General features: G+C 62.9%; 13 protein-coding genes. 7 read left to right on the forward strand and 6 right to left on the reverse strand.

Annotation, left to right across the window (positions count from 1 at the left end; all coding sequences use genetic code 11):
- Nucleotides 1-332: 332 nt before the first annotated feature.
- The gene (locus AB5Y68_RS00510; RefSeq protein ID WP_102983722.1) at nucleotides 333-509 is read left to right on the forward strand and encodes a hypothetical protein; all 177 of its coding nucleotides are present in this window, start codon (nucleotides 333-335) and stop codon (nucleotides 507-509) included.
- A gap of 742 nt (nucleotides 510-1251) precedes the next feature.
- On the opposite strand, the gene AB5Y68_RS00515 is transcribed toward AB5Y68_RS00510, so the two are convergent.
- From AB5Y68_RS00515 to AB5Y68_RS00540, 6 genes are all read right to left on the reverse strand, one after another.
- Nucleotides 1252-2985 carry a methyl-accepting chemotaxis protein gene (locus AB5Y68_RS00515; RefSeq protein ID WP_039039635.1) on the reverse strand — a complete coding sequence of 578 codons (1734 nt, stop codon included), beginning with the start codon at nucleotides 2983-2985 and terminating at the stop codon, nucleotides 1252-1254.
- A 57-nt stretch (nucleotides 2986-3042) separates the two neighbouring features.
- Nucleotides 3043-4053: a galactose/methyl galactoside ABC transporter permease MglC gene (gene mglC / locus AB5Y68_RS00520; protein WP_010676014.1), complete on the reverse strand. Its 1011-nt coding sequence runs from the start codon at nucleotides 4051-4053 to the stop codon at nucleotides 3043-3045.
- 15 nt (nucleotides 4054-4068) lie between these two features.
- On the reverse strand, nucleotides 4069-5589 hold the full coding sequence (mglA, locus tag AB5Y68_RS00525) for a galactose/methyl galactoside ABC transporter ATP-binding protein MglA (RefSeq protein ID WP_010676015.1): 1521 nt from the start codon (nucleotides 5587-5589) through the stop codon (nucleotides 4069-4071).
- Between the two features lie 53 nt (nucleotides 5590-5642).
- Nucleotides 5643-6629, reverse strand: coding sequence for a galactose/glucose ABC transporter substrate-binding protein MglB (mglB, locus tag AB5Y68_RS00530; RefSeq protein ID WP_010676016.1), 987 nt, complete (start codon nucleotides 6627-6629; stop codon nucleotides 5643-5645).
- Nucleotides 6630-6848: 219 nt separating this feature from the next.
- Nucleotides 6849-9923: a beta-galactosidase gene (locus AB5Y68_RS00535; RefSeq protein WP_039039636.1), complete on the reverse strand. Its 3075-nt coding sequence runs from the start codon at nucleotides 9921-9923 to the stop codon at nucleotides 6849-6851.
- A 623-nt stretch (nucleotides 9924-10546) separates the two neighbouring features.
- Nucleotides 10547-11551 carry a substrate-binding domain-containing protein gene (locus tag AB5Y68_RS00540; protein ID WP_010676018.1) on the reverse strand — a complete coding sequence of 335 codons (1005 nt, stop codon included), beginning with the start codon at nucleotides 11549-11551 and terminating at the stop codon, nucleotides 10547-10549.
- A 216-nt stretch (nucleotides 11552-11767) separates the two neighbouring features.
- Between AB5Y68_RS00540 and galE the strand changes: the two genes are divergently transcribed.
- From galE to bacA, 6 genes are all read left to right on the forward strand, one after another.
- The gene (gene galE / locus AB5Y68_RS00545; protein ID WP_039039637.1) at nucleotides 11768-12781 is read left to right on the forward strand and encodes a UDP-glucose 4-epimerase GalE; all 1014 of its coding nucleotides are present in this window, start codon (nucleotides 11768-11770) and stop codon (nucleotides 12779-12781) included.
- Nucleotides 12782-12830: 49 nt separating this feature from the next.
- Complete coding sequence (locus AB5Y68_RS00550) at nucleotides 12831-13889, forward strand: UDP-glucose--hexose-1-phosphate uridylyltransferase (RefSeq protein WP_039039638.1); 1059 nt, start codon at nucleotides 12831-12833, stop codon at nucleotides 13887-13889.
- On the forward strand, nucleotides 13886-15034 hold the full coding sequence (galK, locus tag AB5Y68_RS00555; protein ID WP_039039639.1) for a galactokinase: 1149 nt from the start codon (nucleotides 13886-13888) through the stop codon (nucleotides 15032-15034). The genes AB5Y68_RS00550 and galK overlap by 4 nt, the downstream gene beginning before the upstream one ends.
- Before the next feature lie 27 nt (nucleotides 15035-15061).
- Entirely contained in the window at nucleotides 15062-16129 is a 1068-nt protein-coding gene (locus AB5Y68_RS00560; protein WP_267882643.1) for a galactose-1-epimerase, read from the forward strand.
- A gap of 148 nt (nucleotides 16130-16277) precedes the next feature.
- Nucleotides 16278-17273: an aldo/keto reductase gene (locus tag AB5Y68_RS00565; RefSeq protein ID WP_039039641.1), complete on the forward strand. Its 996-nt coding sequence runs from the start codon at nucleotides 16278-16280 to the stop codon at nucleotides 17271-17273.
- Between the two features lie 254 nt (nucleotides 17274-17527).
- Nucleotides 17528-18343: an undecaprenyl-diphosphate phosphatase gene (gene bacA, locus AB5Y68_RS00570; protein WP_010676024.1), complete on the forward strand. Its 816-nt coding sequence runs from the start codon at nucleotides 17528-17530 to the stop codon at nucleotides 18341-18343.
- Nucleotides 18344-18428: the final 85 nt, after the last annotated feature.

The raw sequence follows: 18428 nt of genomic DNA on the forward strand, positions 1-18428 counted from the left end.
TGAATTTATCCTCGCTTGTCATCCCGTTTGCTCTCACATAAATAATCACCTGCTCCTTTATCGTTGAATAATCCATCTCTTGTCCCAGATCATGGCGGCCCGCCCGGGCCAGATGGCGAGCCTCATCGCCAAGTCGTGTGCACTATCTCTTTTATATGGATATGCATTTTGCACGCATCCTGATGGCGCCTTTTTCACCGACCGGGGTGCAACCGGGATTCAAAGTTTTTTCATTAGTTGAATTTTTTCAGTCACCTTGCGCCGATTTCGGGTTCGCCTTAACTCAAAAAGTGATGCTTGTCACATTCGTTCCCGTCACCAAGGAGATAACCATGAAGATCCCGTCGCTGTTTCTGTTCGTCGCCCTGGTCCTGCCCATGACACCGGCCCTGGTGCATGCCCAGGGAGCCCCCGCCATGCCGCTGGTGGTCTGTCACGTTGACCAGGCACCCCAGATGCTGGTACCCGCCTACCTATGCCAATGGTACGGTGGCAGCCAGCACCCCTGACCCTCTCGCCCAAGGGGAGGCGATCTCCTCTTGGGTCACCCCCGCTTTCCCTCCTTTATCTCCTGAATGGGATCCGGACCACGCCACCTGCATCATGCCCGTTGCCCTCCTCCACCCTCATCTGCGATCGACACTGACCGGTCTCCCCGGATTCTGAACCGCAGTTAAACACCTTGTGAGACATTCGCCATCGACTGCGTAAGCAAAGTGCCAACAAAATTCTCGCCATAGTCGGAAGATGCGCGTGAAAAAACAGCACAATAGATCATTAAAGCCATGATTTTAAAAAAGATAACTTCATTATCCTTTCTCGGGAAACCAGTTTGAAAAAAACGTTTTTCAGCATGTCATTGTCGCCCTGCGCGAAATCCTTATAGTTACTCCTGCACGGACGCAATGAAGTCGGTCAGGAAGACTGGCTGCCAGGGTTGGGCAAATGGACTCACCACAGGATGTGGTAAAGGACACCTCCCAGGACGGAGAAAGTGCGACGGGAACGGATGACTCGTCAGGCCATGATGGCTAAAGGACACCCCAAAGGATTGGGAAGGGGAAACCTAAAGGAAGAGGTATAGTCAGGGATTGCAGGGAGCAACTTCGTTCAAGGATATGAGCGATAAGACTATCGGGGGCGACGCAAGTCGCCCCCATCTTTTTTGGGTATTTTTCACGTCAGCCCGCTGAGGGGTCATCCCGGCCACGATGTTGCTGGCCAGGGTACCCGGGACTCGCACAGCCGGCGCTATTCCAGCCGGAAGTGTCCCACTATCTCCCGCAGCCTGTCATAGGTGCGCTGCATGGCATTCGAGCTGTCCACGGTGCGCTCGCCATTCCCCTTGAGCTGGGTGATCACCTCGGCGATGGCACTCATGTTGCGATTGATCTCCTCGGCAACGGCACTTTGCTCCTCCGCGGCCGTGGCGATATGGCTGATGAGATCGTTGATCTCCACCACTTCTCCCGCCATCAGATCCAGTGACGCATTCACCTTGCTGGTGTTTTCCGCCGCATCCTGGCAACTCTGCCGGGTGTTGCCCATGGCGGCCACCACGGTCTGGGTGCCCCGTTGCAGCCGGGTCAGCATGGTCTGGATCTCGGCAGTGCTCTTCTGGGTGCGTCCCGCCAGAGAGCGCACTTCGTCCGCCACCACCGCAAACCCCCGCCCCTGTTCACCAGCCCGGGCCGCCTCGATGGCGGCGTTGAGGGCCAGCAGGTTGGTCTGCTCTGCGATGCCACCGATGACCCCGAGAATCGAGCCTATCTGCTGCACATCCTGCTGCATGGCTTCGATGGAGTGTGCCGTGGCCTCCACCTCCGTCACCAGCGCAGTGACGCTGGCCATGGCCTGATCCACCACCTGACGCGACTGGTTGGCCAGTTGCTGGCTCTGGCCGGTCAGCTGGGCAGTATTGGCCGCGCTCTCCGATACCGAGACGGCAGTACGGCTCATCTCGTTGATGGCGGTGACCACCTGTTCGGTCTCCCGCACATGCTCCGCCAGCAGGCCCTGGGCCGACCCCGTCTGCCTCGCCAATGCCGATATCCCTTCATTGAGCTGGCCGCTCGCTTGTCTCACCTCCCCCATCATGCCCTGCAACTGCTCGATGAAACGGTTGATGCCCGCCGAGATCTGGCCGAGATCATCCTTGCTGGTCACCGTGAGCCGGCGGGTCAGATCCCCATTGCCCTGGGAGAGCTCCTGCACCAGGTCGCGCAGGGAGAGGATGGGTCTATAGGCCAGATTGAGGGCCACCATGGAGAGGGCCAGTACCAGCGCCGCCACCCCGAGCAGGGCCAGGGTGATCTTGCCGTTGAGCGCCTGGGTCATGGCCCGGATATAGTCGAGATCCACATAACCGGTCAGGGTCCACTCGCTGCCGCGAATATCCAGCTTGTTGGGGCGGCTCTCGCTCTCTCCCTGGGGCTTGCTGCTGTAGAGCACCTGTCCCTGACTGTCGGTGAGGGAGAAGTAACGCCCTTCCCCGCTTACCTTGGTCAGCAGCGTCTTGAACTCGCTCATGTCGAGGTAGTAGAGGTAGGCGGAGTCGGCACCGCGCGGCACCAGGATGGAGATGACGGGTTTGCCGTCCAGCTGCTCCAGCGGGCTGACGGTGATCTGGTTGTTGGCGGCGGGGATCAGCTTGCGCAGGGCGTCAACCCTGGCCTTGTCGTCGATGACCCCGTTCGCGTCGAATGCCATGTCGCCAATGAGCTTGACGATGTTGTGAAAGCCGGTCTCCTGCAGCGCCTTCTTGACGCTGGTCACCCCGAGGTTGAGGTTGGCGGCCAGCAGCACCTTCTGGTTGATGTCACCCGCCAGCTTCTCCCTGACCAGGGTGATCTGCTCGTTGATGTTCTGGGTAGCCTGGGTGCGGATGTAGCCGCTGATGAAATGGTTGACGCTGAACCAGGCGGTACCGATGGTGACCAGAATGGCGAGCAGCAACAGTACGTTGATTTTGACTTTGAATGCCATGGTATGGGTCCCTCCAAAGAGAAAGGGCCGGGATGACCCGGCCCTCCCTGCCAATGCTTACTTCTTCTTGGCGTACTTCATGGAGTCCAGGGCTACCGCCAGGATGATGATGCCGCCCTTGATGATGAACTGCCAGTAAGGGCTGACACCGATGTAGGTCAAACCATAGTTGATCAGCGTGAAGATAAGTACGCCGGTGATCACACCCGCGACAGTTCCCACACCGCCGGCAAACGAAACGCCCCCCACCACGCAGGCCGCGATGGCATCCAGCTCGTACATGAAGCCGAGGTTGTTGGTGGCACTGCCGATCCGCCCCGCTTCCAGCATGCCGCCGAAGGCGTAGAAGACACCGGCCAGGGCATAGATGACCACCAGGTTGACGGCGACGTTGACGCCGGACACCTTGGCCGCTTCCGGGTTGCCACCGATGGCGAAGATGTTCTTGCCAAAGCGGGTCTTGTTCCACAGCACCCAGACGAAGACGCTGGCGATGGCCGCATAGAAGGTCAGGTACGAGAGCTTGAACCCGCCAATCCGGATGAAGCCCTGCGCAAAGTTGGAGAAACGAGGATCAAACCCGGCTACCGGGGAAGCCCCCACGGAGTCAAAATAGAGGGAGTTGATGCCGTAGACGATGATCATGGTGCCCAGGGTGGTGATGAAGGGCGTCACGTTCAGGTAGGCGACGATCAGGCCGTTGACCAGACCAATCAGGGCGCCCACCACGCACACCAGCAGGATCACCGCCGGAATGGGCACCTCCCCCAGGGTGGGGAAGACCTTGTTGACGTTGGTCAGGGCCTGCAGCATGGTGGCCGCGATCAGCGCCGCCAGACCGACCTGACGACCGGCCGACAGGTCAGTACCCTGGGTGATGATGATGCCCGCCACCCCGAGGGCAATGATGACCCGTACCGAGGACTGGGTCAGGATGTTGCTGAGGTTGGTGAGGCTGAGGAAGGAGGGCTCCTTGATCACGATGATCATGAGCAACACCAGCAACACCACGTAGATGCCGTTCTCTTTGAGCGCCTGCATCAGATTGAAATTTTTAGCCGACTCCATAATGTCTTCCTGTCTTTATAGGTACAGAGATGCCAGGCGCAGGATCTCGCTCTGGTCAGTTTCTTTGGTGTTGACGATCCCCGCGACCCGGCCATTGCTCATGACCATGATGCGGTCCGTGATGCCGAGCAGTTCCGGCATTTCGGAGGAGATGATGACGATGCCCTTGTCCTTCTTCGCCAGCTCCAGGATGAGCTGGTAGATCTCGAACTTGGCGCCGACGTCGATACCCCGGGTCGGTTCATCCAGCATCAGGATCTCGGGCTGGGTCAGCAGCCAGCGACCGATGATCACCTTCTGCTGGTTGCCACCGGAGAGGGAGCCGATCTGGGTCTGCTGGGTCGGTGTCTTGACCCGCATGGAGTCGATGACCCACTGGGTATCGCTCTTCATCTTGTTGTCGCTGAGCAGCCCCATGGATCCCTTGTAGTTGTCCATGTTGGCGATCAGGGAGTTGAAGGCGATGTCGAGGCGTGAATAGATCCCGGTGGAGCGGCGCTCCTCGGTCACCAGGGCGAAGCCGTTCTGGATCGCCTCGTGGGCGTTGTGGTTCGCCACCTCTTTGCCGTGCAGCTTGATGGTCCCTTCGCTGCGATCGCGGATGCCGAACAGGGTCTCCACGATGTCGGTGCGCTTGGCCCCCACCAGACCGGCGATGCCGAGGATCTCCCCCTTGTGCAGGTTGAAGGTCACGTCCTTGATGGAAGGCTGGTTCTTGGCCGTCAGGTGCTCGACCTCGAGGATCACCTCTTTGGGCTGGTTGGTTTTTTCCGGGAAGCGCTGGGTGAGCTCGCGGCCGACCATCATGCCGATGATCTGATCCATGGTCATGCCCTTGAGGGGCTGGGTCGCCACCCACTGGCCATCCCGCAATATGGTGATCTCGTCACAGAGCTGGAAGATCTCTTCCATCTTGTGGGAGATGTAGACGATGCCGCACCCCTTCTCCTTGAGCTTGTTGATGATCTTGAAGAGGTGATTGACCTCTTTCTCGGTCAGGGAGGAGGTGGGTTCGTCCATGATGACGATCTTGGCGTCATAGGAGAATGCCTTGGCAATCTCGATCATCTGCATCTGGGAAACCGACAGGGTGCCGACCTTGACCCTGGGGTCGATGTCGATGTCCAGCTCCTCGAAGATATGCTTGGTGTCCTGATACATCTTGCCGTGGTCGACAAACAGTCCCTTGGTGGGATAGCGGCCGAGCCACATGTTGTCCATCACGGTGCGTTGCAGTACCAGGTTCAGCTCCTGGTGCACCATGGAAACGCCATTCTCCAGCGCCTCTTTGGATGAGGTGAAGTTGATCTCCTGTCCCTTGAAGAAGATCTTGCCCTGATCCTTCTCGTAGATGCCGAACAGGCACTTGAGCAGCGTGGACTTCCCTGCGCCATTCTCGCCCATCAACGCATGCACAGAATGAGGACGGACCCGTAAATTGACATTATCGAGTGCCTTGACGCCAGGAAAGCTCTTACTGACGTCAATCATCTCCAACAGCCATTCTGATTGTTGCCGTGTTGTCATATCAGCCATCACATCTGGTTGAAAAGAGGGCAAGGGGATCTCCCTTGCCCTGAGGGGAGGAATTACTCGAATTGGGACAGGTTGTCTTTGTCTACGCCCACGTAGGCAACGCGGACGACCTTGTTGTCGATCTTCCAGTTGGTGCCTTCACCGGCCGGCTTGCCTTCGGCCAGGTTCTTGGTCAGCTCGAAGGTGGCCTTGGCCTGGTTGGCCGCATCGTTCAGCACGGTACCAGCCATGGCACCGCTCTTGACCATGGCCAGGGCTTCCGGCAGGGCGTCAACACCGAACACCGGGATGGCGGTCTTGCCCTGGGCCTTCAGGGATTCCACGGCGCCCATCGCCATGCCGTCGTTGTTGGCGATGACCACTTCGATCTTGTTGGCGTTCGGACCGGAGATCCAGGCGTCCATCTTGTCCTTGGCCATGGCGGTATCCCACATACCGGTATCCATGTGCAGCTGCTCGGTCTTGATGCCGCCATCGTTCAAGGTCTTGACGACGTAGGTGGTGCGGGCTTCCGCATCCGGGTGACCAGGCTCACCCTTGAGCAGCACGAACTGGATGACGCCATCCTTGTTCAGATCCCACTCGGGGTGCGCTTTCCAGTGCTTGGCGATCAGCTGGCCCTGAATGATTCCGGACTCCTTGGAGTCGGTGCCAACGTAGTAGGCCTTGTCATAGCTGGCCAGGTCGGCCGCGCTCGGTTCCTTGTTGTAGAAGACCACGGGGATCTCGTCCGCACGGGCTTTCTCAATCACGACAGGGGCCGCCGCCGGGTCAACCAGGTTGATGGCCAGAGCCTTCACGCCCTTGGCCAGCAGCACGTCGATCTGGTCGTTCTGCTTGGACTGGTCGTTCTGGGAGTCGTTCATCAGCAGTTCCACACCCGGGGTGGCCGCCGCTTCTTTCTCGATGGCCTTGCGTACCACGGCCATGAAGTTGTCGTCGTACTTGTAGACGGTGACCCCGATACGGGTATCGGCCTGGGCTTGGGCTCCCGCCATCAGTCCCATCAGCAAGGTGGCAACTGTCGTGAGTTTTTTCATTGTTATGCTCCGATCTCTATCTGTTTTTTGTAGGGAATGCTGTACACCGTTTGAGCTGGCGCCAGCCTAATGTAATCAGTTTGTTGTGAGGCGGTCTGTGATCCTGGCAACAAAATGAAAACGTTTACACTCTGTTACATAGCCGTAATATTGTTAAAAATTAAATAGTTACGTGAGAAACCGCCTTTGAGTCTCGCCATCTCGCGACGGCGGGTCCGGCTAGCTCAGACGGCAGTGCCAGTGATAACGCCCCGGCAACAGCCAGAACTCGGGCCGCACGCTCTGGCTCCAGGAGTCGTCGCCTCCTACCCCCATGTGGAAGCCATCGAGGCACAGGTGCGTGCCCCCCAGGGCCACCAGATCGGTCTGGTGACGGGCTTCGGCCAGTTGCTGCTGACTGTAGCGGCTGACGCTGAAGTGGAAGTGCCCCTCCACCGCCAGATCCCCCAGTTGCAGTGCGCGGGTATCGCAGCGCAGTCCGTTGTCGGTGGGGAAGACATAAGGGGTGTGCAACGCCTCGATGGGCAATTGCCAGCGACCGAGATCGGCGGCGAGCCGGCGATCCGGGTAATTCTCGTGGGGGCCAAGCCCCAGCCAGCTCACCGGGGCACCTTCGGCCGGTTCATCGGCCAGCCAGAGCCGGGCACCGATGCGCGGCAGGGAGGGCATGTCGGCGGCCACCTCCACCTCGATGGCGAGGTGCATGGCGCCCTCCCCGTCCACCCTGTGATGCCAGCGGGTCAGGATCTTCGGCTCGTCACCCACGAAGTAGCCGTGGTGCGCCGTGATAAGACCCAGCTCCGGACTCGCCTCCAGGCCGAGACAGCGGTGCTGCAGATCATTGAGTCCGGCCTCCTGCCAGCGGGCAATCCAGGCGTTGGGATCGGCGTGATCCGCCTCGCTGGTGCCGATATCGTTGTCGAGCGGCGCCCGATAGAAATGATCGGCGATGGCGTCGCGCAGCCGCTCGCGGCCCTGCTTCTGCCAGCTGACGATGCGACCACTGGCCTTGTCGAGCTGCCACAGGGAATCTGCGGCGCCAAGCACCCAGTGATCGCGCTGCTCGGTCAGGCTGACCGCCGGGCAGGCCGACGGCAGCGCCAGGGGCGCGGGCAACAGGCATTGCTGGCGAGCCACCTCGTGACCCGCTCCGGCCCAGGCCGTGGCGGTGGGCTGCACGATGGCGAGATCCAGCCAGGCGAGCGCCCCCGGCGCAAAGGCCGGCAGTTGCTCCAACAGGGTCAGCGTCACGCTCCCCCGGGGGGCCAGCTCGAGCGGGCATTCACCCTGGCTCACCACCACGCCGTCTTCACACAGACGCCACAGCAGGCGTTCGTTGTCCGTCTCGCGGAACAGGTATTCGCTGCGGATCTCCACCGTCAGCGGCTGGCGACCCTGCAGGGTCAGAACGAAGGGCTGCTGGGCACGCCGGGCTTCAAACAAGGAGGGATGGGGGGTGCGATCGGGGAACAGCAGGCCGTTGCAGCAGAACTGGCGATCGTTGGGAGTGTCGCCAAAATCGCCACCATAGGCCCAGAAATGGCGGCCATCGTCGGTCTGCTTGTCCAGCCCCTGATCGACCCAATCCCAGACAAACCCACCCTGCAGCCGCGGATGATCGCGAAATGCCTGCCAGTAATGGGCATAGCCCCCCAGGCTGTTGCCCATGGCGTGGGCGTATTCGCACAGGATCAGCGGCCGGGTCTCTTCCGGCAGGCCGATCCACTTGGCCAGCGCCCACTTGGGCACCGCCGGGAAGGGTTGATCCTGATGGGTACGGGCATACATGGGGCAGATGATGTCGGTGGCCGGGGTGTCGGCCCCGCCCCCTTCGTACTGCACCGGGCGGCTGGGATCCGCCCCCTTCACCCAGCGATACATGGCGTCGTGGGCCGGACCATAACCGGATTCGTTCCCCAGGGACCAGATGATGATGCAGGGGTGGTTGAAGTCCCTGGCCACCATGCGGGTGACCCGCTCCAGGAAGGCGTTGCTCCAGGCGGGATCCCGCGCCAGCCGCCCCATGGGGGTCATGCCGTGGGTCTCCAGGTTCGCCTCGTCCACCACATAGAGGCCGAGCCGGTCGCACAGGCGATAGAGCTCGGGGTGATTGGGATAGTGGGAGCAGCGCACCGCGTTGAAGTTGTGCCGCTTCATCAGCAGCAGATCCTGCTCCATGTCGGCCGGGGTCACCACGTGACCCGTGGCGGGATGGTGTTCATGGCGATTGGCACCACGAATCAGCAGGGGTTGGCCGTTGACCCGCAGCAGGCCGCCACGGATCTCCACCGCCCGAAAGCCCACGTCATGGGCCTCGCTCTCGAGGACGCTTCCCTGCTCGTCCAGCAGGGTCAGGGTCAGGCGATAGAGGTGCGGGTTCTCGGCGCTCCACTTGTGTGGCGCCGTTACCGTCAGCCACAACTCAGCGCGATCGTCATACACCCCTTTCTCGTCGATGGCCTGGGTGCCAATCTGCTGGCGCAGGGTCGCCACCCGCTCGTCGCCATCATAGAGGTTGGCCTCCACCGACAGACCGGCTCCGTTGGCCGCCTGCAATTCAACCTTGAGGCGGGCATCCCGGTAGCAGGCGTCGAGCTCGGGCGTCACTCGGATATCCATCAGATGACGGGCCGGTTTGTGCAGCAGGCTGACGGAGCGGAAGATGCCGCTCATGCGCCACATGTCCTGATCTTCCAGATAGGAGCCGTCAGACCAGCGCAGCACCAGGACGGCGAGGCGGTTGGCCCCGCCCTGAAGGAAGGGGGTCAGATCGAATTCCGCCGGCAGCCGGCTGTCTTGGGAGTAACCGACCCAGCGGCCGTTGCAGAAGAGGTGAAACGCGCTGTCCACTCCGTCGAAGATGATCCGGGTCTGCCCCTCGGCCAGCCAGTCCGCAGCAACGGTGAACTCGCGGGAGTAGCAACCGGTGGGATTCTCGGCAGGCACCCGGGGCGGGTCGCAGGGAAAGGGGTACTTGATGTTGGTGTAGATGGGCACATCCGTGACGGGCCGCGCCCCCGGATAGGCCGCAGCCAGTTGCCAGTTGCCCGGCACCTTGATGGGGCAGGCATCCGGCAGATCCTCTACCAGCCACTGCTCCGGCACCCGCTCCGGGGCCTCGAACCAGGAGAACTGCCACTCGCCGTCCAGCAGCAGGCGGGAAGGTGACAACCCCCCCATCCTGGCTTCCCCTTCACTGCGCCAACTGGACAAGGGGGTATGGGCTGGCAACCGGTTCACGGCGGTGATCCCCTGGGTCTGCCAATCCTGACGGGCCACTATCTCCCTGAGCATGCTTCACTTCTCCCTGCATTCACGCTGAAAACCACTGCAGTGTAGGAGAGTTTTGCCCGGTGATCGGCGATCCCGCTCACACAGATGTAAACGATTACACTCATTTTGTTAAGTAAAACGGAGTAAAAATCGGATAAATCCGGGTAAATGACCCCATGGGGGAAAAAGCGGACCTTCGGAAGGGCAGAAGATGCCCGGGAGTGTGAAACCGGGAGGCAATGGCCGAACCAGCGGAGCAAGCCATGGCAAAGACCCGACATCGCGCCCCCTCGCCTCAACCCGGTTCCGGGCACACAGCCCGGTCTCTCGAAGGAGCGCGCAGAGGCCACGAGAGCCCCTGCCCGGCGCAGAGAAAAGCCATGGCGGGCGTCTGGCAGGATCTGGCCGGAAGTGAGGCTCGGCAGGCCGGGGGAGAGGGGCTCGTGACAGACGAGCGGGAAGAGCTGCCGAGTTCGGCAGGCAGGGAGCGTGAGGGGGCGGTTCTCACTCCTCAGACAGTCCTTTATGGTCTGCGCTAGCCATGCTCTGAGCTACCTATCGTCTGAGCTATGGGGGCGCTTTATATGCTGCAGTACGGGTTCGCCAGGTGCAGCGCTTGCGCCGACGGGGCGCAAGCGCTGCGATCAGGACCTGACGGGAGCGACCGAATGGCGGTTGATCAGGGTGGGGGTATAGATGCGGCTCTGCACCGATTCGCTCTCCCCTGCGGCGAGTTGCAGCGCCAGCTTGGCCGCCTGGGCCGCCATCAGCTCGATGGGATAGCGCATGGTGGAGAGCTTGGGTCTCAGGTATCTGGCGTAGATGATGTCATCGAAGCCTACCACCGACACCTCTTCCGGCACCTTGAGGCCGTTGTCCGCCAGCACAGAGATGGCCCCTGCCGCCATGGCGTCGTTGTAGGCCACTACCGCCGTGATGGGCAACCCCTTGGCCAGCAGGTTGAGCATGGCGCGCTCGCCCCCCTCTTCATTGGGCATGCCGCTCTCCACCAGCTCGGGATCGGCGAAGACCTCCGCCTCCGCCAGGGCATCCTGATAGCCCTGGTGGCGCAACAGCGCATCCTCGATGGCGTGATCCGAGCTCAGGAAGGCGATATGGCGGTGGCCGAGATCCAGCAGATGACGGGTGGCGGTCGCCGCACCCTGGCGGTTGTTGAGGGCGATGCAGCGCCCCCTCAGACTCGGAATGTCGCGGTTGATCAGCACCATGCCAGGGGCGCGCAGGGCGTAGTCGACCAGCTCCTCGTCGCCGAGCGCCTTGCTGTGCACCACCAGTGCCTCGCAGCGTTTGCCGATGAGCAGCTCGATGGCCTCCCGCTCCTGCTGGGCGCGGTGAAAACCATTACCCATCAACAGGTGCAAGCCCTGCTCCACCGCCACCGCCGCGACCCCTTTGACCAGGGCGCCGAAGAAAGGATCCGCCACGTCCCCCACCACCACTCCCATGGTGTCACAGGTCTGGCTGACCAGGGCCCGCGCGTTGGCGTTGGGGGTATAGCCCAGCTCGGCCATGGCCTTCAGCACCACCTCGCGAGAGGCGGCACTGGCCTTGGGTGAGTTGTTCATCACCCGTGAAACCGTTGCCACTGACACATTGGCCAAACGGGCGACATCCTTGATGGTGCTCATGCTGTTTTCACTTATTTCACGCTGCAACTGGCCGCATTATACCGTTCAATGTCACTGATAACAGGGGGAAAAATCAGAACTTGCCACATTGGTCGATGAAAACAAGTGTAATCGTTTACACATATTTGTTAAGCAGCTCACAGTTTGCCCGTCAGCCCCTCGGCTAGACTCCTGCTCAGGCTTTCCTGATGCGAGGAGTTGAGGGTGGAACAACGGATGAAAGTACTGGTCACCGGCGGTTGCGGCTACATCGGCAGCCACACCTGTCTGGCCTTGCAGGCCGCAGGCATGGAGCCCGTGGTGGTAGACAACCTCTGCAACAGCAAGGCGGGCGTCCTGACCCGTGTCGCCACCATCAGCGGGCGCGAGCCCCGCTTCTACGAAGGGGACATCCGTGACCCGGCCCTGCTGGATCGCATCTTCAGCGAGCAGCACATCGACGCAGTGATCCACTTCGCCGCCCTCAAGGCGGTCGGCGAGTCGACCCGCATCCCGCTGGACTACTACGAGAACAACCTGAGCGGCACCCTGGTATTGCTGCAGGCGATGAAACGGGCCGGGGTACGCAATCTGGTGTTCAGCTCGTCGGCCACCGTCTACGGCGACCCCGCCAGCACCCCGATCCGGGAGGATTTCCCCCGCAGCGCCACCAACCCCTACGGCCGATCCAAGCTGATCATCGAGGAGATCCTCGAGGATCTGCAGCGGGCCGAGCCCCATTGGAGCATGACCCTGCTGCGCTATTTCAACCCCGTCGGCGCCCACGAGTCCGGCACTCTGGGGGAGGATCCCCAGGGCATCCCCAACAATCTGATGCCGTTTTTGACCCAGGTCGCCATCGGCCGGCGCGACTGCCTCTCGGTCTTTGGTAACGATTACCCAACCATCGACGGCACCGGGGTGCGCGACTACATCCATGTGATGGATCTCGCAGAAGGGCACGTCAAGGCTCTGGAACACTGCGCCGGACGGGGCGGTGTCCACGCCTACAACCTGGGCACGGGCCAGGGCCAGAGCGTGTTGCAGATGGTCGCGGCGTTCGAGGCCGCCTGCGGTCGGCCCCTTCCCTACCGGATCGAGCCACGGCGCCCCGGCGACATCGCCGAGTGCTGGGCCGATCCCGCCAAGGCCGCTCGGGAACTGGACTGGCACGCCAGCCGGGATCTCGCCGCCATGTGCGCCGACAGCTGGCGCTGGCAGTCCGCCAACCCCAATGGTTACGAGGCGTAGGCCCTGGCCTGCGCCTTCGGATGTATTCAACTCACACACTGGAGTGATGATGTTCAACCCCGTTGATCACCCCCACCGCCGCTTCAACCCGCTCACCGGCCAGTACGTGCTGGTCTCCCCTCACAGGGCCAAGCGCCCCTGGCAAGGCCAGGTCGAGAAGGTGAGCCTGGCGCCGAGCCAGGCCCATGATCCCGACTGCTTCCTCTGTGCGGGCAACACCCGGGTGACCGGCGATATCAACCCCGACTATCAGGGCACCTTCGTCTTTACCAACGACTTCGCCGCCCTGATGCAGGACACCCCGGCCGCTGACGCGGCGCCGGATCCCCTGCTGAAGCTGGAAGCCGCCCGGGGCACCAGCCGGGTCATCTGCTTCTCGCCGGATCACGGCAAGACCCTGCCCGAGCTGCCCCTGCCCGCCATCGAAGGGGTGATCACCACCTGGATGGACCAGGTGGCCGAGCTCTCTGACCAGTGGGAATGGGTGCAAGTCTTTGAAAACAAAGGCGCCGTCATGGGCTGCTCCAACCCGCACCCTCACGGCCAGCTCTGGGGCAGCGACTTCCTGCCCAACGAGATTGCCCGGGAAGAGGCGCACCAGCGCGCCTGGCTGGCCGAACACGGCCGCCCCCTGCTGCTGGACTATGTGGAGCGGGAGCTGGCGGATCGCTCCCGCATCGTGGTGGAGACGGCCCACTGGCTGGCGGTGGTGCCCTTCTGGGCAGCCTGGCCGTTCGAGACCCTGCTGCTGCCCAAGGCCCATGTCCCCTCCATGCTGGATCTCACCCGGGAACAGCAACAGGACCTGGCCATCGCGCTCAAGGAGCTCACCAGCCGCTACGACAACCTGTTCCAGTGCAGCTTCCCCTACTCCATGGGCTGGCACTTCGCCCCGCCCCGTTCCGACTGCCCCGAGGCGTGGCAACTGCACGCCCACTTCTATCCGCCCCTGCTGCGCTCCGCCACGGTGCGCAAATTCATGGTGGGCTTCGAGATGCTGGCCGAAACCCAGCGCGATCTCACCCCGGAACAGGCGGCCGAACGGCTGCGCGCCCTCAGTCCCATCCACTACAACGACCAGAACCAGTCCAACGAGGAGGCCCTATGACCCCGAGCCAGCGCGTCAGCGCCGTGTTTGCCGAGCAGTTTGAGCAACAACCCGACCTGCTGGTACGGGCTCCAGGCCGCGTCAACCTCATCGGCGAGCACACCGACTACAACGACGGCTTCGTGCTGCCCTGCGCCATCGACTACGAGACCTGCGTCGCCATCGGCCTGCGCGGCGACAACCTGGTCGAAGTGATCGCCGCCGACTACGACAACCAGCGCGACCGGTTCAGTCTCGATCAACCCATCGAGCACCACCCCAGCCAGCGCTGGAGCGACTACATCCGCGGCGTGGTGAAACACCTGCAGGCACGGGGCCACGCCCTGCGCGGCCTCAATCTGGTGGTCTCTGGCAACGTGCCCCAGGGGACGGGTCTCTCCTCCTCCGCTTCCCTGGAAGTGGCCATCGGCCAGGCCTTCAAGGAGGCCCAGGGGCTGGCCATCAGCCAGGCGGAAATCGCCCTCAACGGCCAGCAGGCGGAGAACCAGTTCGTCGGCTGCAACTGCGGCATCATGGATCAGATGATCTCCGCGAGCGGCAAGCAGGATCACGCCCTGCTGCTCGATTGCCGCTCCCTGGAGACCCGGCTCATCCCCATGCCCACCGATCTAGCGGTGCTCATCATCAACTCCAACGTGCGCCGCGGCCTGGTGGACAGCGAATACAACACCCGTCGCCAGCAGTGCGAAACCGCCGCCCGTCACTACGGGGTCAAGGCCCTGCGCGACCTGGATCTGGCGACCCTGGAAGCGGGCAAGGCCGGGCTGGACGAGGCCTGCTATCGCCGTGCCCGCCACGTGGTCGGCGAGAACGCCCGCACCCTGGCGGCGGCCGATGCGCTGGCACAGGGCGATCTGGTGCGCCTCGGCGAGCTGATGGGCCAGTCCCACGCCGCCATGCGCGATGACTTCGAGATCACCGTGCCCCCCATCGACGGCCTGGTGGAGATCATCAAGGCCCGGATCGGCAGCGAAGGCGGTGTGCGCATGACCGGCGGCGGTTTTGGTGGCTGCGTGGTCGCTCTGCTGCGCCCCGAGAAGGTGGCCGAGGTGATCGCCGTGGTGGAGGCGGAATACCCGGCCCGCTTCGGCCTCAAGACGGACTGCTACGTCTGCCGTGCCAGCGCAGGGGCCGGCAGACTGTAACGCACGCCTGACAACGGGTGACGCCCCCTGCCCGGCACTCGCGACGCCGGCAGGGGGCGACGGGATCACGACGGGGAACCGCAAACCATGATGAAATTCGAGCTGGAAAACGAGGAGGGACTGCGGCTGCGCGGTCTCGCATACGGGGCCACCCTCACCTCCCTCACCCTGCCGGTGGCGGGAGAGCGGCGGGAGGTGTTGCTGGGCTGCGCCGACGAGGCCTACCTCACCCAGCAGGTATGGCTGGGGGCCGTGGCGGGGCGCTTTGCCAACCGCATCGGCGGCGCCCGCCTTGAGCGGGAAGGCCAGTGCTGGACGCTGGACGCCAACCAGGGGGCCAACTGCCTGCATGGCGGGCGCGACGGGTTCCATCGCCGCACCTGGCAGATCAAGGAGCAGGAGGCGGACAGGGTCAAGCTGGCGCTCCTCTCCCGGGCGGGGGATCAGGGCTTTCCCGGCAATCTGAGGGTGAGCCTAGAGTATCGGCTGGAGCAGTGCGATCTGGTGGTCGACTTCTGCGCCAGCACGGACGCCCCCAGTCCGGTCAGCCTCACCAGCCACGCCTACTTCAACCTGGATGGCGGTGGCGACATCCGCCACCACACCATCAGCCTCGACGCCGACCGCTACCTGCCCACGGATGACCAGAGCCTGCCGCTGGCCATCGCCCCGGTGGAAGGCCCCTTCGATCTGCGCGCCCCCCGCCCCATCGGCCAGGCGTGGCTGGACCACCCCCAGCAGCAGTTGGCCAAGGGGTACGATCATGCATTTCTGCTCAACAACAGCGATTTTGAGCCTGATGATGAGCCGTTTGGTGGGTCAAATCAGCCATGGGCCGCCCGGGTGATCTCGGGGGATGGCAAGCTGGCGATGGCGGTCTACACCAACCAGCCCTCCCTGCAGTTCTACAGCGGCAACTGGCTGACCGGCACACCGGATCGTCAGGGCCGACCCTACCGGGATTACGACGGCTTCTGCCTGGAGGCCCAGCAATTGCCCGACAGCCCGAACCGGCCCGCCCTCGGCGATCCCTGGTTGCTGCCGGGGCAGCGTTATCGCCACCAGACCCGTTATCGCTTTATGCCTGCCCCCTGACAGCCCCGCTCGGGCAGACGAAGGGGCCCGGGCACGCCACCACGTCATGGCGGCCCCGGCCCCGATGGCAACGCCGAATCAGCCGGGGTGAGGCCCGCCGCAGGGCCCGTCGCTCCTCATTGCACATCAGCCAAGGAACCGCACCGTGATGGATGACAACTACCTCGCCGCCCCCGACCGCTACCAGCGCCAGCCCTACCGACCGGCGGGCCGCCACGGCCTGCGCCTGCCCGGCATCGGTCTGGGCCTTTGGCACAACTTCGGCGCCGGGAGCGATCCCGCCACCGCGAAGGCCATGGTGCATCAGGCGTTCGATCTGGGGATCACCCACTTCGATCTCGCCAACAACTACGGGCCGCCGCCGGGATCTGCCGAACTGACCTTCGGCACGCTGCTCAAGAGGAGCCTGGCTCCCTATCGGGACGAGCTCATCATCGCCAGCAAGGCGGGCTACGTGATGTGGGACGGCCCCTACGGCGATGGCGGCAGCGCCAAGTACCTCTTCGCCAGCCTGCACCAGAGCCTGCGCCGTCTGGGCCTCGACTACGTGGACATCTTCTATCACCACAGGCCGGATCCCCGCACCCCGCTCGAGGAGACCTGCCAGGCCCTGGCCCTGATGGTGCGCCAGGGCAAGGCGCTCTACATCGGCCTCTCCAACTACCCGGCCCCGCTCGCGGCCAAGGCTGCCGCCCGGCTGGCAGAGCTCGGCACCCCCTGCCTGGTCAACCAGCTCAAATACTCCCTGTTCCAGCGCGATATTGAGCCCGACACCCTGCCAGCCTGCCGGGAGCACGGCATGGGGGTGGTCGCCTTCTCGCCCCTGGCGGGGGGGCTGCTGAGCGATCGCTACCTGGCGGGCATTCCCGCGGATTCCCGCGCCGCCAGTGCCAGCCCCTTCCTCACGGCGGACCAGATCACCGAGGAGAAGCTCGCCACCGTCCGCGCCCTGCATGCACTGGCCCTGCAACGGGGTCAGTCCCTGTCGCAACTCGCACTGCAATGGGTGCTGCGCGACCCCGTGGTGAGCTGCGCCCTGATCGGCGCCAGCCATCCCCAACAGATAAGGAGCGCCGTCGACGCCCTGGGGCAGCCCCCCCTGGACGATGATCTTCAACAGAAAATCCTGTCCATACTAGCCTGACAGCACAAAGAGATCATAAAACAGAGGTCAACAGGCGTGACTGCCCTGTCAGAACGTGACGGGACAGTCATGGCTTCTGACAACATGCTTCAAGCCGCGCCCTGCATGGTCCGCCAGCGCCCTTTCCCGGCCGGGACAGGGCGCTGAAATCCCCAATATTCACTGGTTGCCCGCGCGATTTTCCGCCATCATTGGCCGCCCCGACCCATTCGGGGTTGATTTTATCCAGACCCCATAACCAAGAGATCTGCACCATGACCGAATCCTACGCCCTGTTCGTCGCCTTTGTGCTGGGCATAGTGGAAGGCCTGACCGAGTTCCTCCCCGTCTCATCCACCGGCCACATGATCATCGTCGGCCACCTCCTCGGGTTTGAAGGACCCAAGGCCGCCACCTTCGAGGTGGTGATCCAGCTCGGCTCCATCCTGGCAGTGGTCGTCATGTTCTGGCGCCGCCTGTTCGGACTCATCGGCATTCACTTCGGTCAGAAACCGACCCCGGGCCACGCGACCCTCTCCCTGGTGCACGTCATCCTCGGCATGCTGCCTGCCGTGGTCGTCGGGCTGGCTATCCACAGCTGGATCAAGGCCAATCTGTTCGGGCCGGAAACCGTGATGTATGCCCTGGTGGCCGGCGGCATCCTGCTCATCATCGCCGAAAAGTTCCGCCCCGCCGTGACCGCGGAGACCCTGGACGACATCAGCTACAAGCAGGCCTTCGGCATCGGCCTGTTCCAGTGCCTGGCACTCTGGCCCGGTTTCTCCCGCTCCGGCGCCACCATCAGCGGCGGCATGCTGATGGGCATCAGCCGCCACGCGGCAGCAGAATTCTCCTTCATCATGGCGGTACCCATGATGATCGCGGCCAGCGGCCTGGATCTCTACAAGAGCCGCGATTTCCTCTCCATGGCGGACTTCCCCATGTTTGCGGTGGGCTTCGTCACCGCCTTCGTGGTGGCCATGGTCGCCATCAAGACCTTCCTGGCGCTGATCCGTCGTCTCGACTTCATCCCGTTCGCCATCTACCGCTTCCTGCTGGCCTTCGTCGTCTACCTGGTCTTCGTGGCCTGATGGGCTTCGCCGCCAAGCAACACAAAAGGGACCCGAGGGTCCCTTTTTTCATGCCGTGATACCGCCTCAGTCGCGCGGCAGCCCG

Origin of the sequence: Aeromonas sp. R6-1, assembly GCF_040908165.1 — a bacterium.
Taxonomy (GTDB): Bacteria; Pseudomonadota; Gammaproteobacteria; order Enterobacterales; family Aeromonadaceae; genus Aeromonas; species Aeromonas caviae.